Source organism: Vibrio sp. Vb1554 (genome assembly GCF_033344235.1).
This window is the reverse complement of the sequence record NZ_JAWPOJ010000011.1, coordinates 130,427-146,011: the sequence shown is the minus strand read 5'-3', so window position 1 is coordinate 146,011 and position 15,585 is coordinate 130,427. Positions and strand designations below refer to the sequence as shown.

15 protein-coding genes are annotated in these 15,585 nt (G+C 41.8%); 7 read left to right on the top strand and 8 right to left on the bottom strand.

Annotation, left to right across the window (positions count from 1 at the left end; genetic code table 11):
- The first annotated feature begins 80 nt into the window (after positions 1-80).
- The 3 genes from R8N28_RS11875 to R8N28_RS11865 all read left to right on the top strand — a co-directional run bounded on the left by R8N28_RS11875 (position 81) and on the right by R8N28_RS11865 (position 2,973).
- Positions 81-1,262 (top strand): MFS transporter, encoded by a 1,182-nt coding sequence (locus R8N28_RS11875; RefSeq protein ID WP_017635963.1) that lies wholly within the window; start codon positions 81-83, stop codon positions 1,260-1,262.
- A 143-nt stretch (positions 1,263-1,405) separates the two neighbouring features.
- Positions 1,406-1,927 carry a TetR/AcrR family transcriptional regulator gene (locus R8N28_RS11870; protein ID WP_031777252.1) on the top strand — a complete coding sequence of 174 codons (522 nt, stop codon included), beginning with the start codon at positions 1,406-1,408 and terminating at the stop codon, positions 1,925-1,927.
- The gene (locus R8N28_RS11865) at positions 1,924-2,973 is read left to right on the top strand and encodes an alcohol dehydrogenase family protein (RefSeq protein ID WP_065274555.1); all 1,050 of its coding nucleotides are present in this window, start codon (positions 1,924-1,926) and stop codon (positions 2,971-2,973) included. Before R8N28_RS11870 ends, R8N28_RS11865 begins: the two co-directional genes overlap by 4 nt.
- A 203-nt stretch (positions 2,974-3,176) precedes the next feature.
- Here R8N28_RS11865 and R8N28_RS11860 read toward each other — a convergent pair whose 3' ends face one another.
- A complete protein-coding gene (locus R8N28_RS11860; protein ID WP_065274556.1) occupies positions 3,177-4,088 on the bottom strand; it encodes a GlxA family transcriptional regulator in 912 nt (303 codons plus the stop codon).
- A gap of 120 nt (positions 4,089-4,208) precedes the next feature.
- On the opposite strand from R8N28_RS11860, the gene R8N28_RS11855 reads away from it, so the two are divergent.
- On the top strand, positions 4,209-4,727 hold the full coding sequence (locus R8N28_RS11855) for a cysteine hydrolase family protein (protein ID WP_005377333.1): 519 nt from the start codon (positions 4,209-4,211) through the stop codon (positions 4,725-4,727).
- 120 nt (positions 4,728-4,847) lie between these two features.
- Positions 4,848-5,609 (top strand): transporter substrate-binding domain-containing protein, encoded by a 762-nt coding sequence (locus R8N28_RS11850; protein WP_017635959.1) that lies wholly within the window; start codon positions 4,848-4,850, stop codon positions 5,607-5,609.
- A gap of 98 nt (positions 5,610-5,707) precedes the next feature.
- On the opposite strand, the gene R8N28_RS11845 is transcribed toward R8N28_RS11850, so the two are convergent.
- Positions 5,708-6,781, bottom strand: a complete 1,074-nt coding sequence (locus tag R8N28_RS11845; RefSeq protein ID WP_263856403.1) for a permease — start codon at positions 6,779-6,781, stop codon at positions 5,708-5,710.
- A 346-nt stretch (positions 6,782-7,127) separates the two neighbouring features.
- Here R8N28_RS11845 and R8N28_RS11840 point away from each other — a divergent pair, with 346 nt between their 5' ends.
- Positions 7,128-8,120 carry a zinc-binding dehydrogenase gene (locus R8N28_RS11840; RefSeq protein ID WP_065274558.1) on the top strand — a complete coding sequence of 331 codons (993 nt, stop codon included), beginning with the start codon at positions 7,128-7,130 and terminating at the stop codon, positions 8,118-8,120.
- Positions 8,121-8,267: 147 nt separating this feature from the next.
- Here R8N28_RS11840 and R8N28_RS11835 read toward each other — a convergent pair whose 3' ends face one another.
- The 4 genes from R8N28_RS11835 to R8N28_RS11820 all read right to left on the bottom strand — a co-directional run bounded on the left by R8N28_RS11835 (position 8,268) and on the right by R8N28_RS11820 (position 12,066).
- On the bottom strand, positions 8,268-9,170 hold the full coding sequence (locus R8N28_RS11835; protein WP_065274559.1) for a homocysteine S-methyltransferase family protein: 903 nt from the start codon (positions 9,168-9,170) through the stop codon (positions 8,268-8,270).
- A 275-nt stretch (positions 9,171-9,445) separates the two neighbouring features.
- Positions 9,446-10,180 (bottom strand): amino acid ABC transporter ATP-binding protein, encoded by a 735-nt coding sequence (locus R8N28_RS11830; protein WP_005377326.1) that lies wholly within the window; start codon positions 10,178-10,180, stop codon positions 9,446-9,448.
- Between the two features lie 14 nt (positions 10,181-10,194).
- The gene (locus tag R8N28_RS11825; RefSeq protein WP_005377325.1) at positions 10,195-11,142 is read right to left on the bottom strand and encodes an amino acid ABC transporter permease; all 948 of its coding nucleotides are present in this window, start codon (positions 11,140-11,142) and stop codon (positions 10,195-10,197) included.
- Between the two features lie 135 nt (positions 11,143-11,277).
- Entirely contained in the window at positions 11,278-12,066 is a 789-nt protein-coding gene (locus R8N28_RS11820) for a transporter substrate-binding domain-containing protein (protein WP_017821680.1), read from the bottom strand.
- A 461-nt stretch (positions 12,067-12,527) separates the two neighbouring features.
- Between R8N28_RS11820 and R8N28_RS11815 the strand changes: the two genes are divergently transcribed.
- On the top strand, positions 12,528-12,872 hold the full coding sequence (locus tag R8N28_RS11815) for a DUF3316 domain-containing protein (RefSeq protein ID WP_005377323.1): 345 nt from the start codon (positions 12,528-12,530) through the stop codon (positions 12,870-12,872).
- A 604-nt stretch (positions 12,873-13,476) separates the two neighbouring features.
- Here the strand turns inward: R8N28_RS11815 and R8N28_RS11810 are convergent.
- Complete coding sequence (locus R8N28_RS11810; RefSeq protein WP_005377322.1) at positions 13,477-14,451, bottom strand: porin; 975 nt, start codon at positions 14,449-14,451, stop codon at positions 13,477-13,479.
- Positions 14,452-14,591: 140 nt separating this feature from the next.
- Positions 14,592-15,515 (bottom strand): LysR family transcriptional regulator, encoded by a 924-nt coding sequence (locus R8N28_RS11805; RefSeq protein ID WP_065274560.1) that lies wholly within the window; start codon positions 15,513-15,515, stop codon positions 14,592-14,594.
- Between the last annotated feature and the right edge of the window lie 70 nt (positions 15,516-15,585).

The window sequence follows — 15,585 nt, the reverse complement described above, 5'->3', positions numbered from 1 at the left end:
TAACTCTTTAATAATACACGACATGGAAACGGGCTATTCGTTTATCCATTCATATTCAATGATTATAAGAGAGAGTTGTTATGCCTTTAGCTTTACTTGCATTGACGCTTAGCGCCTTTGCTATTGGAACCACGGAGTTTGTAATTGTCGGTCTGATACCGACTATGGCCTCCGACCTCAACGTATCATTACCTTCAGCGGGTCTTTTAGTTAGCCTGTACGCACTTGGTGTTGCGGTTGGTGCTCCCGTTTTAACAGCGCTGACTGGTAACTGGAAAAGAAAGTACGTTCTGCTTTCTGTTATGGCACTGTTTGTTCTTGGCAATCTGTTAGCCTGGCAAGCACCTGGATACAACACACTAGTTACAGCAAGGATACTGACCGGGCTTGCACACGGTGTGTTCTTTTCGATCGGCTCGACTATCGCCACTGGCCTAGTGTCAAAAGAAAAAGCCGCTAGCGCAATTGCTATTATGTTTACCGGTCTGACCGTAGCTCTAGTGACGGGCGTGCCACTTGGCACCTGGATTGGCCAGACATTTGGTTGGCAGGCAACCTTCCTAATCGTCGCGATCCTTGGAATCATCGCACTGATAGGAAGCGCTCTGCTAGTGCCGAGTAATCTGAAACAACCACCAGCAACCAAGCTGTCATCGCAAGTAAAAGTCTTGACTCAGCCTCGTCTACTTTTGGTGTACGCAATCACCGCGCTCGGTTACGGTGGTACGTTCACAGCCTTCACTTACTTGGCTCCTATTTTGGAAGAAGTTTCGGGGTTTGGCTCTAGCGCTATCAGCCTAATTATGTTGGTTTATGGTGTATCAGTCGCATTCGGCAACATCTGGGGCGGAAAGATGGCCGACTCTATGGGGCCAATCAAAGCTCTGACAGCGATTTTCTCGGGCCTAATTGTGGTATTGCTCGTGTTTAGTGTCACAGCTTTTAATCCAATTTCTGCAGTAGTGACCATTCTTGTCTGGGGTGCCTTTGCCTTTGGTAACGTTCCAGGGCTTCAAGTTTATGTTGTCAAACTAGCAGAGAAATATTCACCTGATGCAGTCGACGTCGCGTCTGGTCTCAACATTGCTGCATTTAACGTAGGTATTGCACTGGGCTCTTGGGGCGGTGGCCTTATCGTGGCCAACGCTGGGCTGATGCACACACCTTGGATTGGCGCGATCGTAGTATTAGGTGCTCTACTACTAACCCGTTTCAGCGGAATGCTAGACAAGCGTGGAGAGCAGCACGCAACGGCACACTGATTCACGTTCCAAATCGATAAAAATCACTTAAATTAGCCCGGCATTACGTCGGGCTTTCAATACAGAGTTTAAATACACCATTGACTGAGGTAGAAAGTTTATTCTACCCTCAGGTAAAACAAACGTTCTACCTGGTGTATCAAATAGTGAAAGAAAAAATCGCAGCAAGCCTAGAAAAAGCATTCAGTCAGTATGGCTTCGCCGAGCCTAGCGTACCCCAACTCAAAAACGCCTGCGAAGTCAGCCTGAGAACCCTGTACAAATACTACCCCTCCAAGGAAGCGATGATTGTTGCAGCTCTCGAGCATCGCCATCAAAGGTATTTGAGTTTTTTGCTCGAAGACGCCCCTGCCAATGGAACACCGGCTGTATTACACCTATTCACTCGCCTCGAGGATTGGATGAAGGAGTTTGCACCGAATGGCTGCATGTCCATCAATGCATTAGCAGCCTATCCAGAAAATCTATCTATTAATCAAGCAGTAAAACAACACAAATTGGCGGTTCGTCAGCTTATGGTCCAACTAAGTCAGCGAGAAGACCTCGCAACCACACTCTTCTTGTTACATGAAGGTCTATCCAACGCATGGCCGGTTCTCGGTCACGCTGCCTTTGCATCCGCTGAACACACTCTGCTAGAACTAATGAAGGAGAACAATCAATGACCACAATCCCGAAAGTCATGAAAGGCGTCCAACTTATCGGTCATGGTGGGCCAGATATGCTTCGTTACCGCGATGATATACCTGTGCCAGTCCCCTCGCCTGATGATGTATTGATCCAAGTTGCCGCCGCCGGAGTCAATAACACCGACATCAATACCCGAACAGCATGGTATTCTAAAAACGACGCCAATAGCATGGATGCAAGTTGGTCAGGAGACGCGCTATCTCTCCCTCGAATCCAAGGTGCCGATGTATGCGGTACCATCGTCGCTGTTGGTGAGAATATCTGCCCATCACGAATCGGTCAGCGTGTGCTCATCGAACCATGTATTACGCGCTTCAACAGTCAAGCACTTAGCTCGCCTTGGTACTTCGGTTCAGAATGTGATGGTGGCTTTGCTCAGTTCACTGTTGTTGACAGTAAACATGCATTTGCTGTGAATAGTAGTTTATCGGATATCGATTTGGCCTCCTTCCCTTGTTCTTATTCAACTGCCGAGAACATGCTTGTCCGCTCTAATGTCACAGCGAGCGATACCGTACTGATTTCAGGGGCATCCGGTGGTGTTGGCTCTGCCGCAATCCAACTGGCGAAGGCGCGTGGAGCATACGTCATTGCTATCGCCAGCCCAGAAAAGAAAGAACAGATCACGGCATTAGGAGCAAACCAAGTTATCCCTCGCGATGCAAATTTAACGGCGACTCTCGGAGAAAACAGCGTTGACGTAGTGATTGATTTGGTCGCAGGAGAGCAGTGGCCACAATTTCTTCAGGTACTAAAGCCAGGATCAAGATACGCTGTTTCCGGCGCCATAGGCGGCCCAATTGTCGAGCTGGATGTAAGAACTCTTTACCTTAAAGACCTAGCGTTATTTGGCTGTACCGTTTTGGCACCAGAAGTATTCGGTAACTTGGTTCGCTATATCGAACAGAACGCAATTCGTCCCTTAGTCGCGGAGTCATTTCCCTTGAACCAGATAGGTCAAGCGCAAGAAGTATTTTCACGCAAGCAACATATTGGGAAACTGGTTTTGGAAATCACATAGCTTTTCGATTAACAGCGGCCTATACAAGTCGTTGTAATTTGAGAACACTTTAAGCATCCTAAAAAGTTCTCAATACTTAGAAGATCGCTACGGTTGGCTTAGCTTGTTATCCCTTTTCATCACGCTAAGCCAGCTTGTAAAAATATGTGTGTTTGCTTCTGAGTTATAAATGTTTAATACCAACATTATCTTACTTCTGGCGTTCATGAACAGAACCGAGATCTGAACGACTTCGGTGTTAAACCTACGATCCTATTAAATATTTTCCTGAACGCGCTCACATCTTGGTAACCCACTCTAAATGATATTGCGTCAAATGTTAGGGTTGTCGACTCAAGTAAATCACAAGCTTTTTGTACTCTTAAGCTTTGTATATATTGGTTAACATTGAAACCTGTCGCCTTTTTAAAGCGTCGCTGCAATGTCCTTTCTGTTAAACAACTCAACTCTGCAAGCTCTTTATTGCTCAGTTTTCCTTGATAATGATCGTTTATATAGTGCTGTAGTTGAACAATTACCTCATCACCATGTTGGAAGTTTGGAGTAAACTGTTGATAAAAGCGTTGCTCTCTCGGACCAGTATCAATAACCAACATTTTTCCTAACAGGCGCATTACTGCCGGTGACGCAAATAAGGAAACCAGCTCCAAACCTAAATCCACCCATGACATCATACCCCCAGCCGTAATGATCGTTCCTTCGTTAATAAGGATGGCTTCTTGTCTTACGTGGATATCGGGAAACTGACTCGCTAATGAAGGAGCTAAGCCCCAGTGTGTTGTACAAGACTTATTGGTCAACAACTGGGTTTGAGCAAGAATAAAAGTACCAGCGCAGGCGGAGGCTAAAATCGCACCTTTTCTATATTGGACATTTAACCAGTCGAGTAGCTCTGGCTCTGGTTCTAAGTAATATTGACCAGTGCCGCTAGGCGGAATCATTACCGCTGTTTTCACATCGAAGTGCGTGTTTGGCCAGTGATCCAATATCTCTACTTCAAAGTGCACATCAACGCCCAATTTAGCCGCAGCACGGTTTGCCATCTCGAAGAGTTCGCTTAAACCATATACGGAGGCTTGCGAGCTATCTGGGTAATTAACGAGTGCTATTTTCATTTTCAATTATCTTCAAGTGTCGCTTTTTGACTCTTTTGTGTCATTTTAGACTCTAAAGAAGGTGGCTAAAAGTCTTTATATTATTCGTACCGCAATGATCCTCAATAAAAGGAAAATAAAATGACTCAAAAAGCCCTACTTGTAATTGATTTGCAAAACGACTATTTCCCGGAAGGAAAGTTTCCTTTATGGAATACAGAATCGACTTTAGACAATGTTAAGAGAGCAATAACTAAAGCCAATGAGCAAAACATTCCTGTGATTCATATTCAGCATATTGCCGACCCTGCCATGGGTATTGCCCCATTCTTCAATGAAGGCAGCGACGGTGCCAATATTCACCCAGAAGTTCTTGCTTTAGCGCCGAATTCCGAAATCGTGGTAAAGCACTTCGCAGATAGCTTTGAAGGAACACGTTTAGAAGAAGTATTGGCAAGCAAAAATGTAACGGAGTTACTTGTATGCGGAATGATGACACAAAACTGCGTGACACATACTGCTATTTCAAAATCTGCGGACAAGTATGATGTTTCGATCTTAATGGATAGCTGTACCACGGTCGATGAAATGATTCACAACATTGCACTTCACGCTGTCTCAACGAGAGTTCCCCTCGTAACTATTGAAGATAAGCTGTAATACACGCAAAACCTTTCGCTCACACAATGCGGGCGAAAGGTCACACATATATGCACTTCCATTGATATTTGCTTACTTTGTGTTAAACATTGGTTTCCAAATAGTTACAAGGAAACGTTTATGAAATGGATAGTCGTATTGTTTATTAGCTTATTTTCAGTTTTCAGCCATGCGAAAGAGTGGAAACAAATTCGCTTCACTGTTGAAGGGGCTTACCCTCCATTTAGCTGGACGACAAAAGAGGGAAAGCTAGAAGGGTTTGAAGTCGACCTCGCTAACGCGTTATGCAAAGAGTTAGAAGTAAAGTGCGTTATCTCAAAAATGGATTGGGATGGCATCATCCCTTCTCTCCTTAGTCGCAAGAACGATGCGATTATTGCTGCAATGACAATCACAGAAGAACGAGAAAAGAAAGTCGATTTCACCGTCCCTTATGCAAAAGTACCGACTCGTTTTGTAATGAAAAATGATAGAGAAATCAACATGGAGGACGGCAGCCTAAATCGTTTATCTATTGGAGTTCAAAGAGCCACAATTGGTGATAAGTACCTTTCGGCCTTGTATCCTGATATTGATATTCGTCGTTATGGTACGTTCGATGAGGCATTTACCGATCTACTCAATGGACGGTTAGATGCTGTATTTGGCGGCTCAATCGGTTTAAGTGCTGGTTTTCTTGAAACTGCACAAGGTGAAGGCTATCACTTTACTGGACCAGCGTTTACAGAGGAAAAGTGGTTCGGCCGTGGCATTGGCGTAGCAGTGAGAAAACAAGACAAAGAATTAAAAGCATTACTCGATAGCGGAATACAAAAATTGATCCAGAGCGGTAAGCATAAAACCATCGCCAGCAAGTATTTCTCCTATAGTATTTACGAGTAACCTCGTTATTTTTTTATAGTCTGCGCGGTATAGGAAACTTCCCTTTCCCTATATGGCGACAAAAACAGAGCCCTCGAGCAATCGCCCGAGGGTTATTTTTATAAAAAAGCCCAGCTATATAAGTAACCGGCTCCCATGGCCATCGTTAAGATAACGATTAGGAAGGCAGCGATCATTTGGTTCTTAAAAATTGATTTCAACAAAATCACTTCTGTAAGACTTGCGCCAGCACTACCAATAATAAGCGCCATAACAGACCCAAGAGCCATACCTTTTTGTACTAGTGCCGCGCTAAGTGGAATGACCGCCTCTGCACGGATGTACAATGGAATACCAATGATTGCTGCGACCGGAATCGCGTACCACTTCGCTTCACCAGCGAACTCCGCAATGAACTCCGTCGGGATGAAGCCATAGATAAATGAACCAATCGCAATCCCCATCATGAGATAAGGGAACACTTGCTTAAAGTCTTTCCAAGTTGATTGCCAAATACGTACCCAGCGGCTAGGCTCTTTCTCTTCCACGACTGTCGCTGTTGCACTACCGTCTGATAAGCAGCAAGACACTTCCACTTTAGGTTCAGGTTTTGGTGCATCACCACAACAAGATGTTTTCGCCGCAACTGGCGTAGGTTCATTGCAGGCGCTGGTATCACAGCTTGATGCTGGTCTCGCTTCTTCTTTTTTCTTGCTTGAATCGCCACAAGAAGTACCGCACGAAGAAGAACCTGCCGCTTGATATGCTTCTGGTTTGACGTAACGTTCAAACCCTAGTTTTTCAAGTACATAGCCTGCTACCACTGATACTGACATCGCAATAGCAAAGTAAAATACCGCAACTTTCCAACCAAAAGTCACCACAAACAAGCCAATAATCACTGGGTTAAGCAACGGGCTTGCAAATAGGAACACCATCATAGGTCCAAAACCTGCTCTTGCACGCAACAAGCCTTTTAAGAAAGGAATGGTCGAACACGAACAGAAAGGCGTAATCGAACCTAGCAACGCAGCAATGAAGTAACCTTTACCCTTTTTCGAGCTTAGAATAGATTGAATTTTTTCTGGCGTTAGAAAATCTTGCAACACACCGACAATGTAGCTAATTGCCAGAAATAAGATGATAAGTTCAGTTGCTAGAAACGCAAACATATCCAGCGCTTCTTTAGCCATAGTTATAATTTCTGTATTCACATTTACTCTCCTCGTCATTTTTCGCTAACAAGCTTACCTGATAGACAAGCCTTTATTTCGATATTTCTGGAATTATAGAATCACAAAACAAAAGATCAACAAAATATTTCCATAAAAATGGAATAATAAAACTAGTCATTACTTATCATAAAATTACATGTCATTAGCTATGCAGACTGGTTGTCGATGATAATTTCAGAGCATCTCGAATCCTTTTTATCAAACATAACCTAAAATTATCAAAATAAGAAAAAACCATAATTATTACAGTACTACCCTCTGAGTTAGTATGACTTTCGACCATTCTTAATAATGAGGAAAACCTATGAGAGCGATAACTTACCAACGAGATAACGATACTTTCTCTTTATCCGAATTACCTACACCAAAACTAGAAACCCAATTTGATGTATTGGTTAAAGTTAACGCTGTTGGTTTGAACCCTGTCGATGCAAAAATTCATTATTGGTCAGACATGGTCACTAACATGGGTAACAATTTTGTTGGCGGGTTAGACGTATCAGGAGAAATAGTCTCTGTAGGCGATGCGGTCGTTGATTGGAAGGTTGGCGATAAAGTGTTGTATCACGGAAACATGAGACGCCATCACGGTGGATTCGCTGAATTTGCTATCCATGATTCAAGAACGCTCATAAAGCACCCTCAGGTTCCGGTTGAAGTGGCAGCATCTACACCTTGCGCAGCCTGGACCGCATATCGCGCTTTGGTAGACAAGCTCGATATTTCAAATCGAAGCAGCATTTTTATCGCCGGAGGTGCTGGCGGCGTTGGAAGCTTTGCTATTCAGTTAGCAAAGACATTTGGTGTTGAACAGATCATTGCTACTAGTTCAGAAGCTAATCACGCATATTTGTCCTCGTTAGGAGCAACCCATACGATTGATTATCATCATGAAGATGTAGTTCAACGAGTAATGGACATTACCGGAAATCATGGCGTTGAGGTTGCACTCGATTGTGTAGGCGGTGATAACGACCGAATTGCAGCCTCGGTGTTAACCTTTGAGGGAGAAATGGTGGAGCTCGTCAAGACTGTCGACCCTTCTCAATATCCAGATGCCTTCTTAAAAGGCTTGGGCTTCCACCAAATAAGTTTGGGCTCTGGTCACGTCTTTGGCGAGAGAGGGTTTGCAAGTATCGTTACTGCCGGAAAAGAAGTGTCTGAGCTATTAGAAAATGGAGAATTGGAAGTGCCGAAACTGAAGATCATCGGCTTAGAGGATGTAGGTAACGCACTCTTGGACATGCGAAATCAGAGAACCGTTGGAAAGATTGTCGTTAATCTGAACCAAAAATAATTAATAAAGATCTCGAGGCAAACTGGCAAAGTAATGAGCAAGTTAAAGCATCTTGTTACTTTGCCAGATATGAAAGACCTTTATTTTGTCTATAACGATGAATGAAAAACAAAACCTCTTGCAATACTTCCCTGCGCTTCACCAAAATTAGGCGTTTTCGAGAGTGTCTCTCCAAGTCGCTAGCAATTTAATATGACGTGGTTCAATCCCACAGCAACCACCAATAATGCTTGCTCCCTGCGCATGCCACTTTTTAGCATACTCAAGATATTCAGTCGGAGAGAAATGGCGAACTTCCTGAATGGTCTCGTTGGCTTGGTGCGCTTGCTTTATCGGAGCAAAGCTATTTGCGAAAACACCTATCGTCAATTCTCTACCTGACTCACTCAATACTGCTTGTGTATCTATGATCGCTTGCTCGACAACTTCAGGAATAGAGCAATTGAAAAAGATACCTGAAACATTTGTTTTCAACAGCGTATTAACCGCGACTTTAAGAGATTCCCCTGAGCGAAGGCGAGGCAAAGAGTTAGGCTCATCCATTAAGGTGAAAGCAAGATAATTGGGCTTATCTGTTTTGGCTAAAATTATTGATAGAACTTCAACTTCAGCGAGGCTAGACACGGTCTCAGATAACCAAATATCAACATATTGATCTTGAGCTTCAAATAACTCAGAAGCCACTTCCAGTGCCCTTTTCGGCTCGAATAATTCAGGCCTGTAAGACCCCATTACAGGAGGAAGAGAACCCGCAACGAGCACTCTATCGTTAGAGCTGGTGACTACATCTCTGGCAATTTTGGCTGCAGATTTTGCTAACTCAGTCCCCCGTTTTGCATAGAGTTCCTCGCCTAAGTGAAATGGAACACATGCATAACTGTTGACAGTGATAATCTCTGCGCCAGCGTCTATGAAATTCTCATGCGCCATTTTTACATATTGTGGTGATTCAATTAGCGCTTGTGCACTCCAAAGCGGCTGAGAAAAAGGGGCGCCAATACGTTTTAACTCTCGCCCCATGCCACCATCTAAAATTGTTACTTTCTTCATTTAGACATCCATACCGCCAAACATCCATAAGCTCTATTCAAACACAATTTTTATCAATTCAAAATGAAATTGTTATGTTTAAAGTGAACAAAACTTAATGGCTGATTAAACACTCTAGTATTTACCAGACCTTTCATTCGGACCAAGATAATGTTATCGCCATTAACTTCGAGTAAAAAGCCCATTATCTATGTCTCTCGGCGAGGCGGGCGTTACGAGCCACAATAGTGCATAAAGTGATTGAGGGGCTAACCCTCAATCAAATTTTCTTTTTATTATAAGACCTTAGATAAAAACTTCTGCAATCTAGGATTGGAGGGGTTATCAAAAAATCGCTCAGGAGAGTCAGAAACCAAAAGCTCACCATCTTCCATAAACAACACCCTATCAGCGACCTCTTTTGCGAAACCCATTTCATGAGTAACCACGACCATCGTCATTCCGTCCTTGGCCAAATCTTTCATCACATCAAGAACTTCTCCAACCATTTCAGGGTCTAGTGCTGATGTGGGTTCGTCAAACAACATAATGTTGGGCTTCATTGCTAACGCACGAGCGATTGCGACGCGCTGTTGCTGTCCGCCTGATAAATGATTAGGATAATTATCCATTCTCTCCGACAGACCGACTTTATAAAGCAAATCTTTTGCTTCTTTCTTCACCGATTCAGGGTCACGTTTAGAAACCTTTAAAGGTGCTAACATGACGTTCTCTATCGCCGTTTTATGTGGAAAAAGGTTGAAGCCTTGAAATACCATGCCCACATCAGCGCGTAGTTTATTGATATCCGTAGATTTGTGGTACATATCGATACCATCTACGATTATAGACCCACTATTTATTGTCTCTAATTGATTGATCGTCCGTAAGAATGTTGACTTACCAGAACCTGACGGTCCTACGATGACAATCACTTCCCCTTTTTCTACATTTACCGATACGTCCTTGAGCGCATGGCAGCCATTAGGGTAAATTTTATTAATTGTTTTTGCTGAAATAATGTATTCCATTAATGACTCCACCATTAATCACTTGCTGCCAATTTCTTTTCTAACGTTTGTATTGCCCAAGATAAGGTACTAGTCAGAAGCAAATAAAGGGCCGCTACGGTAAACCAAACTTCAAATGGGGCAAAACTACCACTTACGACTTCCCTGCCCGCTTTTGTCAGATCAGTAATCGAAATCACGGAGACAAGTGAGGAATCTTTTATCAGGTTGATAAACTGCCCGGCTAAGGGAGGTAATGTCTGCTTAAACGCTTGAGGTAAAATGACATAAATCATCGCTTTGGGATAATTCATTCCTAGTGAACGCGCCGCTTCCATTTGTCCTCTTGGGATTGACTGGATTCCTGACCGCACAATTTCTGCGACGTAAGCGGCGGTAAACACGGAGAGCGCTATCACTCCCGCAGTAAAACGCTCAAGGTCAAGCACAGTACCAATAAAGAAGTAAACGATAAAAATCTGTACTAAAAGAGGCGTTCCACGAATGACCTCGACATACACAAGCGCCAGCTTTTTTAATGCCGGATTGCTGGATATGCGCATTAGTCCGACAACTAAGCCCAACGCTAGAGCAATGATAAGTGACCAGAGTGAGATTTTAATGGTCGTCACAACACCATCTAAAATTGGGCCAGAGCGCCACTCTTTTATAGTTGCTAAGGTATCTCCTTCAAAAATAAGATCACCTTCATAGACGTCGACAGACTTATATTGGCTTAGTTCAAGAACAATATCACCATGAATACTCTCCAGAGCCAGTTGGTTATTCTCGTCGAGAATGATGTTCCCATCGACAGGCGCGGTAATGGATGAAGCAGCGTTAGTGGCAATATAAGGAAGGACACGCTCCCAATTCCAGCTGTAATCGATTCGCTTACCTGACAGATAGACAAGACCGCAAATTGATAGCAAAACAAGAACAAAAACAGCGTTCCACAATAGGGATTTAAAGTTATTTTGCATGTGATTCCGAGAATGACTTTGATTAAAGTTGGTTGGGTATTTGAATAAAGAAAAGCGTTAGCTTCACAGCACGAACCGTTTGGTTGGCGATGAACCGAGCCAGAAGCTAACCGCTCCTCTACAATAACAAAATGATTACTTAACTTGCTTTAACCATTTATCGTCGTTAAACCACTTATCGTAAATGCGATCGTAAGTTCCATCGCCCTTAATTTGACGTAAATAGTTGTTTAAGAAGTTAAGCGTATCTGGATTTCCTTGCGGCACAGCCCAACCCAAAGGCTCGTAAGTAAACGGTTTAGCCAAGTGCATTAACTGCCCTTTGTTTTCCGCCACATAAATAGAGTTGTAAGGAAAGTCATAAACAAACGCATCTACCTTTCCGTTGGCAACCTCAAGTACCGCTTCAGACTGAGTTTCGTATAGATTTATCTTAGCTTTCGGAAGGTATCGTTTTACCGCTTGCTCACCCGTTGTCCCAAGCTTAGTTGCAACAACATAATCTGGACTATTGAGATCACGGTAACTAGACACTTTACCTTCATGCTTGAGATCTACGAGAATAGATTGACCAATAACCACATAGGGATCAGCGAAATTCACCTGAGTATTTCGCATAGGTGTGATAGTCATCCCGCCCATAATCATGTGACACTTACCAGTCAACAGTGTTGGGATAATGCCATCCCATGAAGTGTTTACCGGCACAAACTTAACATCCATGGCACGCGCCATTTGCTTACCCAAATCGATATCAAACCCGATGTACTGCCCATTTTTTGCTGTCATTTCAAAAGGCATATACCCAGAATCAAAGCAGACTTTTAGCTCCCCTGTACTTTTGATGTCGTCTAAAATTGGGTCTGCATTAACCGTCGTCGAAACAGCTAACCCCAGTGCAGCAAAACACAATAACTTTTTCATGGATATTCCTTTATCATTTGTTGTAAAGTTTTTTTATACACGACAATAGAATAAAAAACCACAAACAATGACTTTTTAATCACTAGAATTTGTAGGATCGTTACTAAGCTGGAAGATCTGAATGAAAATCTATACCAAGCCATTGCAATTGAATTGCATGCATTAAGTGATTAAGTTGTAGGCAGGTCACTATAACGACAAGAAACATACGCTTTGACTGAATAGTCAGCGTTTCCGAGAGTGGTTTAATTAATAACGAAACCATACAGATATTCGCTTTTTCACATTGACCGTAATGTCAAAAGTGCTTGAGTTTTATTGTTGACAATTCTTCCATAGTTAATGGTCACAAATGTGATGTACAGCACATTTCTATAATGGCACTATCACCTTTGTCGAGAGATATTAACAAGGATTCGTTGGACATCTTGACTTTGTAATACAAATAAAAAGGTGACTATATGAAAAAACTAATGACGCTCTCATCACTATTATTATTCAGTTTATCTGCTACTGCTGGTATTCATGTCGAACACTCTACAAACAAAGTTGTTCTCAATGACTTTACGACAAAAGATGCCGCTTATAGCTCTGCGTTTGATCTTGTCGATGAATACCAAACGCTATCAAAACATGAACTTAGAAATCGTCTAAACATCATTGGAAGCGGTTTCCCTCGTGATATTGCAATCGATGATAGTAAAGTGAGAGTTGAAGAATACGCACTTAACCGTGATGAAGTTAAATATCGTGCAATCATAAACTTCGATTATCACTTCAGAACAAGTGACGGCGGTAAAAACTAAAAAATCATCTGCACCTTTACTTCCTTAGAGCCCTTCCTATTTTAAGAAAGTAAAGGTGTCTAATCATATTGAAACGACTGCTTTTCATAAATCGCTCTCTCCTTACATAAACAGTATCAATCCCTACCTCTATCGTTTACATAAAAATAATTTTTCCAATCTTCATTGAGATACATTTCGTCGTTTGGCGCTTTATCATTCACTTGGTTCGCCATATGGATTCCACATCACTTAAATGAAAAAGACCCTTGAAATTGAGTTCACTTTTTTATGAAGATTAACTCAACCTAAGATTGACAATTTTCGTTATATTTTTCTCGTTTATAGCAATATATAAAAAAACTCTTTTTGTTTTAATTAACCATAAGACGTAAAAAAAAGGCAACAAGATACTTCTTGTTGCCAAAGAAAAAATCATCATTCAAAAAATATGAAAATGAAAACTAGCAGTGGACTAGCTAACAAAACAATTATATCCAAAACACTTTAACAAGTAACGATCAATATAATCCATTATATATGGATGAAAATCAGCACTTATAAAATTACACCGATAAATAAAAAGCCTGAAAATAGTTTCAGGCTTTTTATATTTATTAATTTTTTAGAATGAATATCTCGCAGCTATTGCAAGAATATCGTCTTCATTGTCTACATCTGTAATTCTGTATTCTGCTAGTGCTTTAAAATTAGAAGTCAAATCGTACTCTGCACCTAGTGAGTAGTAATCGACGACATCTTCATCATCACGCTCTAGATTGTTATAGCCAACTAGTGCCCAAAGCTTATCTGTTACTTCATAAGTGGCAACTGCTTCAATACCGGTGTAATCAATATTACTTTCAGAACCATCTTTAGCCCAGTTTTCACCATCACTGTATAAAACAGAGGCATAAAACTTGTCGTATTCAAATGCAATAGCACCCGTTAGCAGCTCTGCATCTTCTGCACCCGATTGCCCTTCACCTTCGTTGTAACCAAGCGCAACTTTGAAGCCATATGGCAACTTGTAGTCCGCCGCCGCACCATAAGAGGCTGCATCTGTTGACACTTCATCGTTTTCAGCCTGATAGCTAACATGAATATTCAAACCTTCATAGCTTGTCGTTAGCTTAAATACTGAATCGGAGCGACCGGTACCATATAGATCCGCACTTACGCCAGCAGCTTCATTACCAAACTCCGGGAAAATATCCGTGTAATCAGATACTAAAGTGACCGCACCGTATTGACGTCCATAACTTACTGTTCCGTAATCTGCACCAACTCCTACATAGCCTTTTCGGATATCAAATTCATCATCTTCAATCCCATCAGCATCTCTGCGATTAGACTTAAATTCCAACTCATATAAGCCGAAGGCATAAAGATCTTCATTTATTTTAGACTCACCTGAAAGTCCTACACGAATGTAGCTATTATCTCCGTCAGCATTTTTATCATCAGAGAAATAATACATCCCTTGCGCTCGGCCATGAATATTTAACACTGATTCTTGATCTTCATAAACTACGGCTGAATTTGCAGCACTTGCAGAGAAAAGTGCTGCGATTGCGATCGACGTTCTTGTCATTTTCATTTAATTACCACTACTTGTGTTGTTTGAATCGAGTGAAATTATGAACAGTGGCAATTATTTTTAAAGTGCAAATTCAACCATATTCTATGGATAAATATAAACAAGCCCTCAATCTAAAACATTATGTCCTAGTACTCATATTAGTTGAGATAATCCATCCAAACAGGAGGCGTCCCTATTATTTTTTGAACAGTATCAATGAATAGTTTGGCTAATGGTTGTTGATTTCGGTGAGTATACATTGCATATATTTCCCCTATTGCGGGAAGATTATAATCAGGAAGCAACTGGACAAGATCTTGTTTACTCAAACTCTCCTGAAGAAAGAACTGCCCTATTAAAGCATACCCTATATCAGATTTTACGGCATCGAGCATTAACTCAGTTTCATTCACGAAGTACTGCCCGTTGATATTATACGTTCTAACGTCGCTTGATGACTGGCTTGGCGCTATACGTAGTTTATCCGCCTTAAAGTTAGCATTAGAGTATATTACTGCTGGCATTTTTATAAGCTCTTCTGGAGAGCTCGGGGCTCCATACTTGTCAATAAAACTCTTCGATGCAACCAGTGCCATATTATTGCTTGCCAACTTACGCACTATCATGTTGGACTCTCGGATTGGTCCGATACGAAACACAACATCAAAACCTTCGTGGATAACGTCGACTCGATTATCATCGAGCAGCAGCTCTACAGTAATGTTTGGGTACTGTTTTATAAACTCTTTAACTGCCTGATTTAAGTATGCTCTGCCAAAGAAAGTGGAGCTTGATATTTTCAAGTTACCCTTCGGTTCATCCTGAAATGTAGCAGCAATACTACGAGTTTCGGTTAGAACCTCTCTTACTTTCTTGGCTTGCGCCACCATCTCAACACCTGCATTGGTCAGGGATAGCGAACGCGTGGAACGGTTTAACAGCCGTAAGCCCAATTCATCCTCTAGCTTTTTGATCTGTTTTGACAAAGCTGAACGATCTATATGATTTCTGTCAGCAGCCTTAGCAAAAGTTCCGTATTCAGAGACATCCAGTAGTAATTCAAGTTGGCTTGCGAGATCCACTGCACAATTCCTTATTTAGTTTTTATTCTTTATGTGATGGGAAATGGATTTTACAAAATTAATTTCAATT